The sequence below is a fragment of the Streptomyces sp. NPDC005141 genome (assembly GCF_053599975.1).
Map to the genome: position 1 here is coordinate 79,070 of NZ_JBSFYW010000035.1, position 16,985 is coordinate 96,054.

At 71.7% G+C, this 16,985-nt stretch carries 14 protein-coding genes; 8 read left to right on the top strand and 6 right to left on the bottom strand.

Translation table 11 applies throughout. The features are described from left to right. Positions 1–64: 64 nt before the first annotated feature. Both ACWD68_RS25505 and ACWD68_RS25510 read right to left on the bottom strand, forming a co-directional pair. The gene (locus ACWD68_RS25505; protein ID WP_451808785.1) at positions 65–490 is read right to left on the bottom strand and encodes a Zn-ribbon domain-containing OB-fold protein; all 426 of its coding nucleotides are present in this window, start codon (positions 488–490) and stop codon (positions 65–67) included. Positions 491–511: 21 nt separating this feature from the next. Next, positions 512–1,660, bottom strand: a complete 1,149-nt coding sequence (locus tag ACWD68_RS25510) for a lipid-transfer protein (protein WP_451808763.1) — start codon at positions 1,658–1,660, stop codon at positions 512–514. Positions 1,661–1,759: 99 nt separating this feature from the next. Here ACWD68_RS25510 and ACWD68_RS25515 point away from each other — a divergent pair, with 99 nt between their 5' ends. Further along, on the top strand, positions 1,760–3,364 hold the full coding sequence (locus ACWD68_RS25515) for a FadD3 family acyl-CoA ligase (protein WP_451808764.1): 1,605 nt from the start codon (positions 1,760–1,762) through the stop codon (positions 3,362–3,364). A 2-nt stretch (positions 3,365–3,366) separates the two neighbouring features. Here ACWD68_RS25515 and ACWD68_RS25520 read toward each other — a convergent pair whose 3' ends face one another. The 4 genes from ACWD68_RS25520 to ACWD68_RS25535 all read right to left on the bottom strand — a co-directional run bounded on the left by ACWD68_RS25520 (position 3,367) and on the right by ACWD68_RS25535 (position 7,920). Beyond that, positions 3,367–3,975, bottom strand: coding sequence for a hypothetical protein (locus ACWD68_RS25520; protein ID WP_451808765.1), 609 nt, complete (start codon positions 3,973–3,975; stop codon positions 3,367–3,369). Positions 3,976–3,986: 11 nt separating this feature from the next. Next, complete coding sequence (locus ACWD68_RS25525; protein WP_451808766.1) at positions 3,987–4,307, bottom strand: hypothetical protein; 321 nt, start codon at positions 4,305–4,307, stop codon at positions 3,987–3,989. A 263-nt stretch (positions 4,308–4,570) separates the two neighbouring features. Next, positions 4,571–4,744 carry a hypothetical protein gene (locus ACWD68_RS25530; protein WP_451808767.1) on the bottom strand — a complete coding sequence of 58 codons (174 nt, stop codon included), beginning with the start codon at positions 4,742–4,744 and terminating at the stop codon, positions 4,571–4,573. A gap of 218 nt (positions 4,745–4,962) precedes the next feature. Beyond that, the gene (locus tag ACWD68_RS25535) at positions 4,963–7,920 is read right to left on the bottom strand and encodes a BTAD domain-containing putative transcriptional regulator (RefSeq protein WP_451808768.1); all 2,958 of its coding nucleotides are present in this window, start codon (positions 7,918–7,920) and stop codon (positions 4,963–4,965) included. A gap of 224 nt (positions 7,921–8,144) precedes the next feature. Between ACWD68_RS25535 and ACWD68_RS25540 the strand changes: the two genes are divergently transcribed. The 7 genes from ACWD68_RS25540 to ACWD68_RS25570 all read left to right on the top strand — a co-directional run bounded on the left by ACWD68_RS25540 (position 8,145) and on the right by ACWD68_RS25570 (position 16,930). Further along, the gene (locus ACWD68_RS25540; protein ID WP_451808769.1) at positions 8,145–9,404 is read left to right on the top strand and encodes an amidohydrolase family protein; all 1,260 of its coding nucleotides are present in this window, start codon (positions 8,145–8,147) and stop codon (positions 9,402–9,404) included. 137 nt (positions 9,405–9,541) lie between these two features. Continuing rightward, positions 9,542–10,483 carry an LLM class F420-dependent oxidoreductase gene (locus ACWD68_RS25545; RefSeq protein WP_451808770.1) on the top strand — a complete coding sequence of 314 codons (942 nt, stop codon included), beginning with the start codon at positions 9,542–9,544 and terminating at the stop codon, positions 10,481–10,483. Positions 10,484–10,494: 11 nt separating this feature from the next. Then, positions 10,495–11,271: an SDR family NAD(P)-dependent oxidoreductase gene (locus ACWD68_RS25550; protein WP_451808771.1), complete on the top strand. Its 777-nt coding sequence runs from the start codon at positions 10,495–10,497 to the stop codon at positions 11,269–11,271. Between the two features lie 98 nt (positions 11,272–11,369). After that, the gene (locus ACWD68_RS25555) at positions 11,370–12,488 is read left to right on the top strand and encodes an LLM class flavin-dependent oxidoreductase (RefSeq protein ID WP_451808772.1); all 1,119 of its coding nucleotides are present in this window, start codon (positions 11,370–11,372) and stop codon (positions 12,486–12,488) included. A gap of 14 nt (positions 12,489–12,502) precedes the next feature. After that, a complete protein-coding gene (locus ACWD68_RS25560) occupies positions 12,503–14,233 on the top strand; it encodes an N-acyl-D-amino-acid deacylase family protein (RefSeq protein ID WP_451808773.1) in 1,731 nt (576 codons plus the stop codon). Continuing rightward, positions 14,230–15,699: an aldehyde dehydrogenase family protein gene (locus tag ACWD68_RS25565; protein WP_451808774.1), complete on the top strand. Its 1,470-nt coding sequence runs from the start codon at positions 14,230–14,232 to the stop codon at positions 15,697–15,699. The genes ACWD68_RS25560 and ACWD68_RS25565 overlap by 4 nt, the downstream gene beginning before the upstream one ends. A 481-nt stretch (positions 15,700–16,180) precedes the next feature. Beyond that, entirely contained in the window at positions 16,181–16,930 is a 750-nt protein-coding gene (locus tag ACWD68_RS25570) for an SDR family oxidoreductase (protein ID WP_451808775.1), read from the top strand. Positions 16,931–16,985: the final 55 nt, after the last annotated feature.

Consider the following 16,985-nt stretch of genomic DNA (forward strand, 5'->3'; position numbering starts at 1 on the left):
CCGGTCACCGCACCGCCCGCGCCGCCTCCCGCCCCGTCCCCGCTCCCGCCCGCCCCGTCCCCGCTCACGCCCGCTCCAGGACCCAGCGCGGAACGGTCATGCCGTTCACCTCGGTGAACACCGCCTGGACCCGTGCGCCGATCCGTATCCGCTCCGGCGGGACGGAGTCCAGGGGTTCGTCCGGTCCGCTCACCAGATTCCCGACCAGCCGTATCCGGGGCGCGTCGGCCAGCTCCACCACGATCGCGTTGTACGGGGCCTGCTCCGCGTAGGCGGGAAGGAGCGGCGGATGCGGGACGACGTACGACCAGACCCTGCCCCGCCCGCTCATCCTTCGCCACTCGCTCGCGAAGGAGTGGCAGTGCGGGCAGCAGGGCCGGGGCGGAAAGCGGAGTTCGCCGCAGTCGGCGCAGGACTGGACGCGGAGTTCGCCCCGGGCGGCGTACTGCCAGAAGGGCGCGCCGTCGTCGTCGAGGACGGGGGACAGCAGGGACTCGTTCATCTCGGCTCCTCAGCTTCTCAGCAGGAGTGCGGAGGTGGGGACCCCTTCCCCCGCTGTGACCAGGCAGGTCGCCGCCCCCGGCACCTGTGCCGTACTCGTGCCCCGCAGCTGCTTCACGCCCTCGTTGATGAGGTTGAAGCCGTGCACGTAGGCCTCGCTGAGCCCGCCGCCCCCGGTGTTGACGGGCAGTCGTCCGCCGATCTCCAGCGCACCCCCCTCGGTGAAGGCCGCGCCCTCCCCGCGTCCGCAGAAGCCGTATCCCTCCAGCGAGAGCGGGATGAGGGGTGTGAACGCGTCGTAGATCTGGGCCACATCGACGTCCTCCGGCGTGAAGTCGGCGTGCTTCCACAGGTGTCGGGCGGCGGTCCAGGCGGGTCCGGTGAGCGGGTCGTCGTTCCAGTAGTTGACCATGCCGTGGTGCTGGGCCGGCAGGCCCTGGGCGGCGGAGTGGACGTACACGGGCCGCTGCCGGCAGTCGCGGGCGCGTTCGGCGGACACGATCACGCAGGCCAGCGCGCCGTCCGTCTCCAGGCAGTTGTCGAAGAGGCAGAGGGGTTCGCTGATCCAGCGGGAGGTCATGTACATCTCGCGGGTCAGCGGGCGCTCGTACGTCATCGCGGCCGGGTTCTGGTTGGCGCGGTTGCGGCAGGCCAGCGCCACGTTGAACAGGTGGTCGCGGGTCGCTCCGTATTCGTGCATGTAGCGGCGGGCGAGCATTCCTATCTCGTCGGCGGGCCGCAGCAGTCCGAACGGACGGGTCCACTGGGCCGGGGTGGGGAGCTGGACGGCGGTGTTCTTCCACGGCCGGGGGCCCGAGCCCCGTTTCCGAGAGCGCCAGGCCACGCCCACCGTCGCCTGGCCCGAGGCCACTGCGGCGGCGAGATGCGCGACGGTGGCACAGGAACCGCCGCCTCCGTAGCCCACCTTGCTGAAGAAGGTGAGGTCGCCGAGCCCGACGGCCTTGGCGACCTCCACCTCGTCGGTCTCCTCCATGGTGTAGGAGGCGAGCCCGTCGACCTCGGCGGGCGTGATGCCGGCGTCGTCGAGGGCGGCGAGGATCGCGCGGCAGGCCAAGGCCTTCTCGGACTCGGGGAGTTGTTTGGCGAAGGGGGTCTGTCCGATCCCGACGACGGCTGTGGCGTCCTTGATCCCCGGCATGGGTGCACCTCCGCAGACGGTCCCGGCTGCTGACAGGCCGTCAGGCTACAGCTAATCTGACGGTCAGTCAGCTAGTGGTGCTTCAGCGGGAGGTGCGCGATGCGCGGTGACCTGGAGTGGGGCGGCGTCCCGGGACTGGTGCGGTCGGCGGCGACCCGCTTCGCGGACCGCGAGGCGGTCGTCGAGGGCCGGACACGTATCTCCTACGAGGAGTTGGGCGCCCGAGTGGAGCGCGCCGCGGCGGCCTGCATGGCGAGCGGTGTACGTCGCGGTGACCGTGTCGCCATCTGGGCCCCGAACACGCTCGACTGGATCGTCTCGGCCCTCGGCGCGGTGTCCGCGGGCGCGGTCCTCGTCCCCCTCAACACCCGCTTCAAGGGCGCCGAGGCCGCGTACGTACTGGCCCGGAGCCGGGCGAAGCTGCTGTTCGTGACGGGAACGTTCCTCGGCACCTCGTACGTGGCGTCGCTGCGGCGGGCGTCCGGCGAGGGCCCCGGATCCGGCCCGTTGCCCGGTCTCCCGCACCTGGAACAGGTGGTCGTCCTCGCGGACGACGCCCCCGCCGACTTCCGTACCTGGAAGGACTTCCTGGCGGGCGGTGAGGGCGTGGGCACGGACGAGGCACGCCGTCGCGGCGCGGCCGTGTCCGGCGCGTCGGCCTCGGACATCATCTTCACCTCGGGCACCACGGGCCGCCCGAAGGGTGCCCTGATCACCCATGCGCAGACGCTGCGCGGCTACGAGATCTGGAGCGACCTCGCCGGCCTGCGCGAGGGCGACCGCTACCTGATCGTGAACCCGTTCTTCCACACCTTCGGCTACAAGGCCGGGATCATCGCCTGTCTGATGCGCGGGGCGACGATGATCCCGCAGCCGGTGTTCGACGTGGACACGGTGCTCGCCAACGTGGCCGCGGAGCGCGTCTCCGTCCTCCCCGGGCCGCCCACTCTCCACCAGTCGCTGCTGGACCACCCGTCCCGGGACGCGTACGACCTTTCCGCCCTGCGCCTGGTGGTCACGGGCGCGGCGGTGGTGCCGCTGCGCCTCGTCGAGCGTCTGCGCACGGAACTCGGCGTGGACACGGTGCTGACGGCGTACGGCCTCTCCGAGGCCAGCGGGATCGTCACGATGTGCCGCAGGGGAGACGCGCCGGCGGTGATCGCCTCGACCTCGGGCCGGGCGATCCCGGACACCGAGGTGCGGGTGGTGGACTCCTCGGGAGCCCCGTCGGCCCCCGGCTCTCCCGGCGAGATCCTGGTCCGCGGATTCAACGTCATGCGCGGCTACTTCGAGGACCCCGAGGCCACGGCGGCGGTCCTGTCCGCGGACGGCTGGCTGCGCACGGGTGACGTGGGTGTCCTCGACCCCGAGGGCAATCTCCGTATCACCGACCGCATCAAAGACATGTACATCGTCGGCGGCTTCAACGCGTACCCCGCGGAGATAGAGCAGCTGCTCGGCCTGCACCCCGACGTCGCCGACGTGGCGGTCATCGGCATCCCGGACAGCCGACTGGGCGAGGTCGGCAAGGCCTACGTCGTCCGCCGCCCGCACTCCGTCCTCACCGCCGACGACCTCATCGCCTGGTCCCGCCGGGAGATGGCCAACTACAAGGTCCCGCGCACGATCGCATTCGTCGCCGAACTGCCGCGGAACGCGAGCGGGAAGGTGGTGAAGGGGGAGTTGCGGGCCGGGACCTCCTGAACCTACGGCGCCCCGGGTCCCGAGCCGCCGGCGCGAAGCCGGAAGAGGGCCGCGCGGACCTCCTCGACCATCGTCGCGGGACGGCGGAAGACGTCCGCGGCGGTGTACCGGAGGAGAAGACGCATCTCCGGGCACTGGAGGATCTGGTTGAAGCGGGCGACATCCCGGCGGTGGGACTCGCGCGTGCCGTGGTACACGTACCCCTCGATCTCGACGGCGAGCCCCTCGGCCCGGAACAGGAAGTCCAGACAGCGGCGGCGGCCGTCCGGCGTACGGAGCTCGGCCTGGCTCTCGGGGCGCAGGCCGGCGTCGTGCAACCGCAGGCGTGCGACGGTCTCGGCGGGGGAGCCGGAGTTCGGATCGGCGAGCTTCAGCCGGCGGCGGCCGCGTTGCGCTCCGCGCTGGGGTGCCTCGAGCGCGAGGGAGACCAGGGAGAGGGTCGTGAGGGGCGCCCGGCGGATGCCGCCGACGCTGCGCCAGGTCAGGGCCGACTCGACGGCGACGAGAGCCTCTTCCCGTGTGTCGGCCCGGAGGAGGTCGGCGAGTGTGCGACCGGGGCTCGTGACGCGCAGCCCCTCACGCCGTTCGACGTCACTCTCGTCGAGGGCCATGCGGTGGACGATCACACCCCGCCCGCGGTGCGGCAGGTGAGGTCGGGATCGATGAACTCCATGGGCAGCTCGGCGACCGGGGTGAGGGTCTCGACCCGCCAGAGCGCGGTGGCCGAACGGTGACTCACGACGAGCCGCGACGTGAGGAGCTGCACGGCCCGCAGCCGGGTGGGGAGGTCCGCATCCCGGCCCGGCTCGACCCAGGCGCCGGCCCGGAGCCGGGTCCACCCTTCCTTTCCGAGCACCCGGAGCAGCGACCTCCGTGCCCACCCGGCCCGCCGGGCACGCGAGGTCAGCAACACGCCCCCTTCGACCAGCTCCCTCAGCTCCACACCCAAAGCATCCCGAACCAACTCCCCACCCGTTTCCCCCTGTGGACAACCACTCCGGAGAAGGAGGTGACTGGCGGATCCGGGCCGGCCTCGGCCCGCCACGGTGGGCTGACGGGGAGGACTGACGGGGAGGGCCGGTGGAGCGGGCCGGGGCCCAAATCCGCCGATCACTCATTGAGGGGGAGGGGCGGGCGGACACACGGCGGCCGCGGCGGCTCCCCCTCCGCGCCGCCGCGGCCGATCCCCGTGTGGTGTGGCTCTGGTCAGGCAGGCTCGTCCGTGGCGTGGACGTTGTCCGTGGACGCGTCGCCGGTGTCCTCGCCCGGTGCGATCGGGTTCTTGCCCTTGAGCGGCTCGTCCGTGGCGTGGACGTTGTCCGTGGTGGCCGTCGGCTCGCCGGTGGCGTGCACGTTGTCGGTGCTGAGGTCGTCACTCATGACTGGCTCCCCTGGCAGTTCTGTTCGTTGCGGTTGCGGTAGTCGGGAAGGACCCGCCCGGCAACTCCCCCGAGGGTCGCCGGACGGGCACTTCTGGGCCGGTTCACCTTAGAGGTGTTGGCCGGGTGTCGTCCCGTCTGCCCCCCGACGCGACGGATCGACAACCAGAGAGTGGCGCGTGGCGATAAACGAACGATGAACGCGCAGGCGTGGGGGACTCAGGCGACGGCGAGCGGCTTCAGAAGCGCGCGCACCTCGGCGGCCTCCGGTGCGCCCAACCCCTCGAAAAGGTCCAGGGCTTCGCGCCAGCAGACCTGCGCGCGGCCGATCTGTCCGATGCCGCCCAGGGCCCTGCCCAGCACCGTGAGCACATTGCCGCGCCGCCAGTCGCCGCCGATCCCCCGCAGGACGGTCAGCGCCAGCTCCGCGTTCGCGGCGGCCTGGGCGGGCCGTCGAGCCGCGAGGTCGGCCTCGGCGAGACGGAACAACGTCATTCCCTCCCACAGCCGTTGGCGGCTGTCCTGGAACACCTCGAGGGCTTCCTGGAGCCGGTCGACGGCCTGGGAGAGCTGACCGCTCTGCGTGAGGGCGAGCCCCAGCGCGTACCGGCCGTTGGCACCCTTCAGCGCGTGGCCCATGTCGTCGTACATGTCCGTGCCCTGCTGGGCCAGTGCCACCGCGCTCGCGGTCCGTCCGGTGGCGAGGTGGATGCGCGAGAGGTTGCACAGCGCGCTCGCCTCGCCCGGACGGTCCTCGCAGGCGCGGAAGTTCTCGATGGCGCGGTTCAGATGCGCCTCCCCGTCGTCGTGACGGTTCTGGTAGAGGGCGATCACGCCGAGGATGTTGGACGACCAGCAGCTCGTCAGGGGGTCGCCGGTGGCGAGGGCCCGTTCGAGGGCGCGAGTGGCGGCCGCGTCGGCCGAGTCGAACCGGCCGGTGATGTGGTGCACGAAGGAGAGCGTCGTGAGCGCACGGGCCTCGGCGCGCGGGGCCTCGTGCCGCTGCGCGGCGGTGCGCGCGGCCTCGGCGACGGCCTCGTACTCCTTGGAGTTGGCTCCCGATTCCGCCAGGTCGCAGGCCGCCCAGAGCAGATCGACGGCCCGCGCCAGCGTCTCCGGGCCCATCGACTGCCGTACGCAGGCCAGCGTGCAGACCGCCTCCGCGTACAGCCAGTCCTGCGCCTGGTGACGGTCCTCGAACACCAGGCCCGGATATTCGGTGGGTTCGAGGTGCTCCACCAGTTTGTCGCCGGGGCGGTCGAGTACGTACACCCCCGCCGCCGTGGCCAGATAGAAGTCCAGCAGCCGTGACATGGCCGCCGCTCGCTCGCTCGGTGGCTGCTCGTCCCGCTCCGCACACGCGCGCGCGTAGAGCCGCACCAGGTCGTGGTACCGGTACCGGCCGGGTGCCGCGGACTCCAGCAGTGACGTGTCCACGAGGGACTCCAGGAGGTCCTCGGAGTCCTCGGCCGGCAGATCCAGTACCGCCGCGGCCGCCGCCAGGGAGATGTCGGGGCCGTCGGCCAGTCCCAGCAGCCGGAATGCCCGTGCCTGGGCCGGCTCCAGCTGGCCGTAGCCGAGTTCGAAGGTGGCCTTGACGGCCAGGTCGCCGGCCTGGAGTTCGTCCAGGCGGCGGCGCTCGTCGCCGAGCTTCGCGGCGAGCACCGAGACCGTCCAGGTGCGCCGGGCGGCGAGCCGTGACGCCGCGATGCGGATGGCGAGAGGAAGGAAGCCGCACGCCGCGACCACGTCGAGGGCGGCCTCCCGCTCGGAGGCGACCCGCTCCCGGCCCACGATCTTCGTGAAGAGCTGCAACGCCTCCTCGGGAGACATCACGTCGAGGTCCACCAGATGGGCACCCGCGAGGTCCACCATCCGTATGCGCGAGGTCACCAGGGCGGCGCAGCCCTCTGTGCCGGGCAGCAGGGGGCGCACCTGGGCGGCGTCGCGGGCGTTGTCCAGGAGGACCAGGACACGGCGGCCGTCGAGGACCGAGCGGTAGAGGGCCGAGCGTTCCTCCAGCGAGTCCGGGATCGCCGAGTCCGCCGTCCCGAGGGCCCGCAGGAAGGCGCCCAGGACCGTCTCGGGTTCGGCCGCCCGGGATCCGGCGCCCTGCAGGTCGACGTACAGCTGCCCGTCCGGGAAGGCCCCGCGGGACTGGTGTGCCACGTGCACCGCGAGAGTCGTCTTGCCCACGCCCCCGATGCCCGCCAGCGCCGAGACGGCCATGACCCGGCCCTCGTCGGAGGACGCCGAGGCGAGGACATCGCTCAGTTCCTGCACGAAGGAGGCCCGGCCGGTGAAGTCGGTGACCGTGGCGGGGAGTTGGGCGGGCCGGACGGGGGCGGCGGAGGGCTCAGCCGCCGGGGCGGAGGGCTCCGCGAGGCCGGGGTCCGCCTGGAGTATGCGCTGCTGGAGTTCCTTCAGGCCCTGCCGCGGGTCCACCCCGAGCTCGTCGGCGAGCAGCCGCCGGGTGTCCGCGTACACCGCGAGGGCTTCCGCCTGGCGGCCGGAGCGGTACAGCGCCAGCATCAGGAGTTCACGGAGGCGTTCGCGCAGCGGGTGGGCCGCGGTGAGCGCCGTGAGTTCGGAGACCGCCTCCGCGTGGCACCCCTGCTCCAGGTCCATGTCGAGCCGGGATTCGAGGAGTTGCAGGCGCCACTCCTCCAGGCGGGCCCGCTGGGTCTCCGCGTAGGGTCCGGGGATGCTCGCGAGCGGTTCGCCGTCCCACAGGGCGAGGGCGTCCCGCAGCAGGTCACGGGCCCGGGACAGGTCGCCCGCGGCGCGCGCCTTCTCCGCGTCGGCGGCGAGCTCCTGGGCGCGTACGTGGTCGAGCGCGCCCTCGCCGAGGGAGCGGATCGCGTAGCCGCCGGACTCGCTCACCAGGACCTCGGGGCCGAGCGCCTTGCGCAGGCGCGACGCGTACGTCCGCAGGGCGGCCAGCGCCTGGGACGGGGGTTCGTCGCCCCACAGGGCGTCGATGAGTTCGGATGCCGTGGCCGTGCGGCCGTCGCGGAGCAACAGTGCGGCCAGCAGGGCGCGTTGCTGCGGGGATCCGGCCGGCAGCGGGTCGTCGCCGAGCCAGGCGCGCACCGGGCCGAGCACGCTGAAGCGCAACGCCGCGGGCTCCTCGGAGCCCGGACGCCACTGCTTCGGTACCCGCGGCACACCGTCCATCGCTGTCCCCCTGCCGAACCGTCAGTACAACGAGGCCAGTTTGCCTTGTTCATGGCGGATGCGTCAGCCGTGCGAGACAGCGATCACAGGGCGCCGCACGGTACATCACACGGTCCTCACACGGCCTCCCCACACATCCCCGCGAATTCACCCGGGCCGTACCGCGGTCCGCGGCGGCCGACTGGCAACTGACGGATCGTCAGATCGGCGCTACCGTGGGCCGTATGGAGACCACGGAAACCCAGCAGAGCCCCTCGGCGAGCACCCGGGCCGCCTTCCCGAGGATCATCTCGGTGGACGACCACACGGTCGAACCCCCCGACGTCTGGCGGGACCGGCTGCCCGCGAAGTACCAGGACACCGGCCCCCGCATCGTCCGCGCGCCCCTGAAGGAAATGACCTTCCTGGGCGGGAAGTTCGCACCCGTCATGGGCAGCCCGGGCGACGACGGTCCCATCGGTGACTGGTGGGTCTACGAAGACCTGCACCGGCCGCTCACCCGCCTCGACACGGCCGTCGGCTACGACCGTGACGAGATCAAGCTCGAGATCATCACGTACGAGCAGATGCGCCCAGGTTCGTACGACGTGCCCCAGCGACTGGCCGACATGGACGTCAACCACGTCCAGTCCGCCCTCTGTTTCCCCACCTTCCCCCGTTTCTGCGGGCAGACGTTCACCGAGGCGACCGACCGTGAGCTGGGCCTTCTCGGGGTGCGGGCCTACAACGACTGGATGGTGGAGGAGTGGTGCGGGCCCGCGGCCCAGGGGCGCCTGATACCGCTGACGCTCGTCCCGCTCTGGGACGCCCGGCTTGCGGCGGAAGAGGTACGGCGCAATGCCGCCCGTGGCGTACGCGCGGTGGCCTTCTCCGAGATCCCGCCCCATCTGGGGCTCCCGTCCGTGCACACCGACGACTGGGATCCCTTCCTCGCCGCGTGCGACGAGACGGGCACCGTCATCGCCATGCACATCGGCTCCAGCAGCAGGATGCCGTCCACCTCGGCCGACGCGCCGCCCGCGGTCGGTTCGACGATCACCTTCGCCAACTGCTGCTTCTCGATGGTCGACTGGCTGATGAGCGGCAAGTTCGAGCGCTTCCCGAATCTGAAGGTGATGTACGCGGAGGGCCAGATCGGCTGGATCCCGTACATCCTGGAACGCGCCGACGTGGTGTGGGAGGAGAACCGCGGCTGGGGCGGCGTCGCCGACAAGGTCCACCGGCCGCCGTCCGAGCTCTTCACCGAGCACGTCTACGGCTGCTTCTTCGACGACGCGTTCGGACTGAAGAACCTCGACGCGATCGGCGTCGGCAACGTCCTCTACGAGACCGACTATCCGCACTCCGACTCGACCTGGCCGAAGTCCCGGGAGGTCGGCGAGTCCCAGATGGGCCACCTCGACGCCGACGTGGTCGACCGGATCGTGCGGCGCAACGCGATCGAACTGCTGGGCCTGACGGCGGACGGCCTCTGGGCGGGCTGAATCCCGGCCGCCGGCGGCCGGCCCGAACACCGGCCGTCGCGGATGCCCGTCCGACCCCTTGTCTGACGGTGGGTCAGCTACGACTATGGCAGCGGCACTCAGGAAGTGACGGACCGTCAGATAAGAGGTGTGTGCCCATGCAGGTACTGCCCGAAGGGCGGCTGGCCTACGGGATGCAGCTCCCGGTCCAGTCGCAGAGCACGATCTACGCGGAGCCGTGGGAGGCGGAGGCGGGCCCCGACGACCTCGTGGAGATCGCCCGCGCCGCCGACCGCGCCGGTTTCGCCTATGTCGCGAGCTGTGACCACGTCGCCATTCCGCGCCGGCTCGCGGGCGCGATGAGCACCATCTGGTACGACCCGGTCGCCACGCTCGCCTTTCTCGCGGCGGTGACCGAGCGCGTACGGCTGCTCAGCCATGTCGCGATCGTCGGGCTCAGGCATCCGCTCGTCACGGCCAAGCAGTACGCGACCCTCGACCATCTCTCGGGCGGCCGTCTGGTCCTCGGGGTGGGCGCCGGGCACGTGGAGGAGGAGTTCGCGGCGGTCGGGGCCGACTTCGAGCGCCGGGGAGCCGTCCTCGACGAGACGATCGACGCGCTGCGCGCCGCGCTCGGGCCGGACGAGTTTCCCGTCCACCATGGCAAGACGTACGACTTCGAGGGGCTCGGGCAGCGGCCCAGGCCCGCGCAGGAACGGGTGCCCGTGTGGGTGGGCGGGTCCTCGCCCGCCGCGGTGCGCCGGGCCGCGCTGCGCGGCGACGGATGGCTGCCGCAGGGGGATCCGCGCGACCGGCTGCCGGGGCAGATCGCCCGGATCGGGAGCCTGCGCGCCGAGGCCGGCATCGAGGAACCGCTGACGATCGGCGCGATCACCGAGCCGCTGTACGTCGGTGAGCCCGGCTGGGAGGTCGGGCGGCGCACGCTGAGCGGGGCGCCCGAGGCGCTGGCCGAGTCGCTGCGGGCGTACCGCGCGATGGGCGTGCACCAGATACAGGTGCGGTTCCGCAGCCGCAGTCGCGGTGAACTCCTGGACCAGATAACGGCGTTCGGCGCGGACGTCGCGCCCCACCTCAGCTAGGGAGTCAGGGCATGGGCAAGCTGGACGGGCGGGTCGTCCTCATCACGGGCGCGGCGCGCGGGCAGGGCGAGCAGGAGGCGCGGCTCTTCGTGGCGGAGGGCGCGCGCGTGGTCGTCGCGGACGTGCTCGACGACCAGGGGGAGGCGCTCGCCAAGGAGATCGGCGCGCACTACGTCCACCTGGACGTGAGCCGGGAGGAGGACTGGGGCGCGGCGGTGCGGTCCGCGCGGACGGCGTACGGGCGGATCGACGGACTGGTCAACAACGCCGGCATCCTGCGCTTCAACGAACTGGTCGACACCCCGCTGGCCGAGTTCATGCAGATCGTGCAGGTCAACCAGGTCGGGGTGTTCCTCGGGATCAAGACCCTCGCGCCCGAGCTCGCCGCCGCGGGTGGCGGCACGATCGTGAACACGGCCTCGTACACGGGGCTCACGGGCATGGCCTACGTGGGCGCGTACGCGGCGACCAAGCACGCCATCGTCGGCCTGACGCGGGTGGCGGCGCTCGAACTCGCGGCCAAGGGGATCCGCGTCAACGCCGTGTGCCCGGGGGCCGTCGACACGGCGATGAGCAACCCGGCGCAGCTCGATCCGGGCGCGAACACCGAGGAGGCCTCGGAGGCGCTCGGGGAGCTGTACCGGAAGCTGGTGCCGCTCGGCCGGATCGGGCGCCCGGAGGAGGTGGCCCGGCTGGCGCTGTTCCTGACCGGTGAGGACTCCTCGTACATCACCGGGCAGCCCTTCGTGATCGACGGCGGCTGGCTCGCGGGCGTGAGTGTTCTCTGACGATGCATCAGCTATTGACGGTCCATGCGCGCGGTGGAACAGTCGGCTCAAAGGATCTGACGGTACGTCAGATAACTGGATGGGGACGGTGAACCTCCTTGGAATTCGGGCTCTTTGTACAGGGATACGTGGGCAAGCGGGCCTTGACCGATCCGCTCGCGGAGCACAAGGCGCTGATGGAGGAGACCGAGTACGTCATCCAGGCGGACAAGTCCGGCTTCAAGTACGCCTGGGCGTCCGAGCACCACTTCCTGGAGGAGTACTCGCACCTCTCGGCCAATGACGTCTACCTGGGCTATCTGGCGCACGCCACGGACCGCATCCACCTGGGCTCCGGCATCTTCAACCCGCTCGCCCAGGTCAACCACCCCGTGAAGGTCGCCGAGAAGGTCGCGATGCTCGACCATCTCACCGGGAACCGCTTCGAGTTCGGGTCCGGACGCGGCGCCGGCTCGCACGAGATCCTCGGCTTCCTCCCCGGCATCACCGACATGAACTTCACCAAGGAGATCTGGGAAGAGACCATCGCCGAGTTCCCGAAGATGTGGCTCCAGGACGAGTACGTCGGGTTCCAGGGCAAGCACTGGTCGCTCCCGCCGCGCAAGATCCTGCCGAAGCCGTACGGGAAGTCGCACCCCGCGATGTGGTACGCCGCCGGGTCGCCGCCCTCGTACTCCATGGCCGCCCGCAAGGGGCTCGGAGTGCTCGGCTTCAGCGTGCAGAAGGTCTCCGACATGGAGTGGGTCCTGGAGCAGTACAAGACCGCCGTCGTGAACGCCGAACCCATCGGTGACTTCGTCAACGACAACGTGATGGTGACCACCACCGCCATCTGCGCGCCCACCCACGACGAGGCGATCCGGATCGCGGTCGGCGGCGGGCTGCACTACCTGCCCTCCCTCGTCTTCCGCTACCACGACACATTCCCGCGCCCCGAGGGCTTCCCCGTCTGGCCCGAGACGCTCCCCGAGTACAACGAGGAGTTCGTCGAACTCCTCATCGAGGAGGAGCTGTTGATCTGCGGCGACCCGGACGAGGTGCTCACCCAGTGCAAGCGCTGGGAGCAGGCCGGTGCCGACCAGCTCAGCTTCGGACTGCCCGTCGGGGTGCCCAAGGAGGCGACCCTCCAGACGATCCGGCTGATCGGCGAGCACGTGATTCCGAAGATCGACACGGACCCGGTGCACCGCACGACCCGGTTCCGCCAAGCCGTCTAGGGGGTAGTTCCGCGATGCTCGACCACCTGATCAGGGGCGCGACCGTCGTGGACGGGACGGGCGCGCCCGCGTACACCGCGGACGTGGGGATACGGGACGGCCGCATCGCCGTGATCGGTACGGTCACCGAGCCCTCCCGGACCGTCGAGGACGCGCACGGACTCGTCCTCGCCCCCGGCTTCGTGGACCCGCACACGCACTACGACGCCCAGCTCTTCTGGGACCCGTACGCGACCCCGTCCCTCAACCACGGGGTCACCACCGTCGCGGGCGGCAACTGCGGGTTCACGCTCGCCCCGCTGAACCCCGCGCGCCCCGAGGACGCCGACTACACGCGCCGCATGATGTCCAAGGTCGAGGGCATGTCCCTGGTCGCCCTGGAGGAGGGCGCGCCCTGGAACTGGCACAGCTTCGGGGAGTACCTCGACGCCCTGGAGGGGCGGATCGCCGTCAACGCGGGCTTCATGGTGGGCCATTGCGCGCTGCGGCGGTACGTGATGGGGCCCGACGCCGTGGGCGGACAGCCCACGCCGGAGCAGCTCGCGGACATGCTGCGGCTCTTCCACGAGGCCATGGACGCCGGAGCCTGGGGCCTGTCCACCACCCAGTCCTCAACCCACTCCGACGGCGACGGCAGACCGGTTGCCTCCCGGCACGCCGGGCCCGCCGAACTGCTCGCCCTCGCACAGGCCGTGGGGGAGCACGAGGGCACCCAGATCGAGGCGATCGTGGCCGGCTGCCTGGACCAGTTCAGCGACGCCGAGATCGATCTGTTCGTGGAGATGAGCGCGGTGGCGGGCCGCCCGCTCAACTGGAACGTCCTGACGATCGACTCCGCCGTGCCCGAGCGCGTCCCGCGCCAGCTGGAGGCGAGCGAGCGCGCCCGCAAGTCCGGCGGCCGTGTCGTCGCGCTCACCATGCCGATCCTCACCCCGATGAACATGTCGCTCGGCACCTTCTGCGCGCTGAACCTGATCCCGGGATGGGGCCCGATCCTCGGGCTGCCCGTCCCGGAACGCATCGCGAAGCTCAGCGACCCCGCGGTCCGCGCCGAGATGCTGCGCCGCGCGGACAGCAAGGAGGCGGGCGTCTTCCGGCGGCTCGCCGACTTCGGCCGGTACGTCATCGGCGACACCTACAGCGCGGCGAACGAGGGCCTGACCGGGCGCGTGGTGCGGGACATCGCCGCCGAGCGCGGCCGCGAGCCCTTCGCGTGCCTGGTGGAGATCTGCGCGGCCGACGAGTTGCGCACGGTCCTGTGGCCCATGCCCACCGACAACGACCCGGACTCCTGGGCGCTGCGCGCCGAGACCTGGCAGCACCAGGACGTCCTGCTCGGCGGCTCCGACGCGGGCGCCCATCTGGACCGCATGTGCGGAGCCCCGTACACCACCCGGTTCCTCGGCGACTGTCTGCGCGGCCGCGGGCTCGCGTCCCTGGAGCAGGCGGTGAAGATGCTGACGGACGATCCCGCGCGGCTCTTCGGGCTGCGCGAGCGCGGGCGCGTCGAGGTGGGATTCCATGCCGACCTGGTGCTCTTCGACCCGGAGCGGATCGACGCCGGCAAGGCCACGCTGGTGCACGACCTGCCGGGTGACAGTCCGCGGCTCGACTCCCGGGCGATCGGGGTGACGGCCGTGTGGGTCAACGGTGTCGAGTCGATCCGGGACGACGTGGTGTCGGGTGTCGTGCCGGGCAAGGTGCTGCGGTCGGGCCGCGACACCCGGACGGTGAGCACCCGGTGACGGGCGGGACCGGGAGGGCCGAGGAGCAACGGCTGTTCATCGGCGGATCGTGGGTGGCGCCCGACAACGGGTTCTACGAGGTGATCGACCCGGCGACCGAGGGTGTCGTCGGACTGGCCCCCGAGGCCTCACGGAACCAGGTGCACGCGGCGGCCGCCGCGGCCCGCGAGGCCTTCGGCCCGTGGTCGCGCACGCCCGCCGAGGAGCGGGCCGCCGTCCTCGCCCGCGCGGCGGACGTCATCCAGCGCAACTTCGTGCCGTACGCCGAACTCGCGCAGGCGGAGAGCGGCGCCACCACCGGGACGGCGCGCGGGATGCAGGTCGGGGTCGGGGTGGCCCGTTTCCGGCGCTACGCGCGGCCCGAGCCGGTCGAGCGGCCGCTGCCGCCGCAGATCAACGAGGCGGGGCCCTTCGGCGGGGCGGCCGTGATGGGCGCGCTCGCCGTGCGCCAGCCCGTCGGCGTGGTCACCTGCATCACCTCGTACAACAATCCGTGGGCCAACCCGGCGGGCAAGATCGCCCCCGCTCTCGCGATGGGCAACACCGTGGTGGTGAAGCCGGCCCCGCAGGACCCGCTCTCCGTCTACCGGATGGCCGAGGCGCTTCAGGCGGCGGGTGTGCCGCCGGGCGTGGTGAACGTGGTCAGCGGTTCGACGGCGGAGTCCGGCGAGGCGGCGGTCGACTCCCCGGACGTCGACATGGTCAGTTTCACCGGCTCGACGGCGGTCGGGCAGCGGATCGCCGAGGTGTGCGGGCGCGGCATGAAGCGCCAGCTGATGGAACTGGGCGGCAAGGGTGCGGCGATCGTGTTCGACGACGCGGATCTGGGCTCGGCGGTGTCGGGCATCGGCACGACCTTCTCCTTCTACAGCGGGCAGATCTGCACGGCGCCGACCCGGGTGCTGGTGCAGCGGGGCGTGCACGACCTGCTGGTGCAGCAACTGGCCGCCTACGCAGGGCACTTGAAGGTGGGCGATCCGCGGGAGCAGGGCACGGTGGTCGGCCCGGTCATCTCGGCGGCCCACCGCGACCGCGTCGAGTCCTATGTCGAACTCGGGCGGAAGGAAGGCGCGCGGGTGGTGGCGGGCGGCGAACGGCCCGCTCCGGCACGCGGGTTCTATGTCGCGCCCACCCTTCTCGCCGACTGCACACCGGACATGCGGGTCGTCCGTGAGGAGATCTTCGGCCCGGTCGTCGTCGTCCTGCCCTTCGACGACGAGGAGGAGGCGATCGCCCTCGCCAACGACTCCGACTACGGCCTGATCGACTACGTCTGGTCCGGGGACGTGGCGCGCGCCTTCCGCGTCGCCCGCCGGCTGCGCGCGGGCGGGGTCGGCGTCAACACCGTCGGCCGCAACATGGAGGCGCCCTTCGGCGGCTTCAAGAAGAGCGGCGTCGGACGGGACGTGGGGTCGTACGCCCTGCACGCGTACAGCGAGACACAGGCGATCGTCTGGCCGGGGTGAACTGAGCGCGGGGGCCGCGAGGTCCGGAGCGGCGCCCCGGACGGGGTCGCGGGCCGGGCCAGGGGCGGCCTCCGGGGCGGGTGAACGACGTGGCGCGGGCCGCGGCGCGGGACGGGTGAGGCCGGGGCCAGGGGCTCCGGCCTCCGGCTTTTCGGTGAAGGTCACGTGCGCCGGCCTCCGGCTCTCCGGCGAAGGCCCAGGGGCTTCCGGCCTGTGCTCCCGGTGAAGGACGAGGCTCCGCCCCGTCCTTCTTTGTGAAGGTCACAGACTCTGTCCCGTCCTTCTCCGGGAAGTCGCGGACTCCGGACCCCGCTTCTCGGCGAGAGCTGGGTCTCTGTCCCTGACCTGCACCTTTTCGGTGAGCGTAGCGACGCTACGAGAGGCGGGAGGCGTCGGGTAGCGACGCTATCTGTTCGGTGGTAGCGTTGCTCTCATCGGGATGGCGAACACCGCTACCCCGGCCGAGACAAGGAGCAACGCCATGAGTGAGCAGCCGAGCACCTCCCCGCGCGTCGCGATCGTCACCGGCGGATCCCGAGGCATCGGCCGCGAGACCGCCGAGCGGCTGGCCGGTGAGGGATACGCCGTCGTCGTGAACTACGCGGGCAACGCGGCCGAGGCCGACAAGGCCGTCACGGCGATCAGCGAGGCGGGCGGGCAGGCCGTCGCCTTCCGTGCCGACGTCGCCGAGGAGGCGGAGGTCGCCGCCCTCTTCGACACGGCCGAGAAGGCCTTCGGCGGCGTCGACGTCGTCGTCCACGCGGCCGGTGTCATGACCCTGGCCCCGCTCGTCGACCTCGACCTCGACGCCCTGGACCGGATGCACCGCACCAACATCCGCGGCACGTTCGTCGTCGACCAGCAGGCCGCGCGCCGACTGCGCGCGGGCGGCGCGATCATCAACTTCTCCAGCTCCGTGCTGGCCCTCGCCATCCCCGGCTACACCGCCTACGCCGCGACCAAGGGCGCCGTCGAGGCGATGACCCTGATCCTCGCCCGCGAGCTGCGCGGCCGGGACATCACCGTCAACGCCGTGGCCCCCGGCCCGACGGCCACGGCCCTCTTCCTGGACGGCAAGGACGAGGAGACCATCGCGCGGATGGCCGCCCAGCCGCCCCTGGAGCGCCTCGGCACCCCCGAGGACATCGCCTCCGTCGTCGCCTTCCTCGCGGGCCCCGGGGGCCACTGGGTCAACGGTCAGGTCCTGCGCGCCAACGGCGGCATCGTCTGACCCCGGCCGCCCCGCCCGCCGTCCCGACAACCTCAGGAGCTCCGCCATGAGCGAC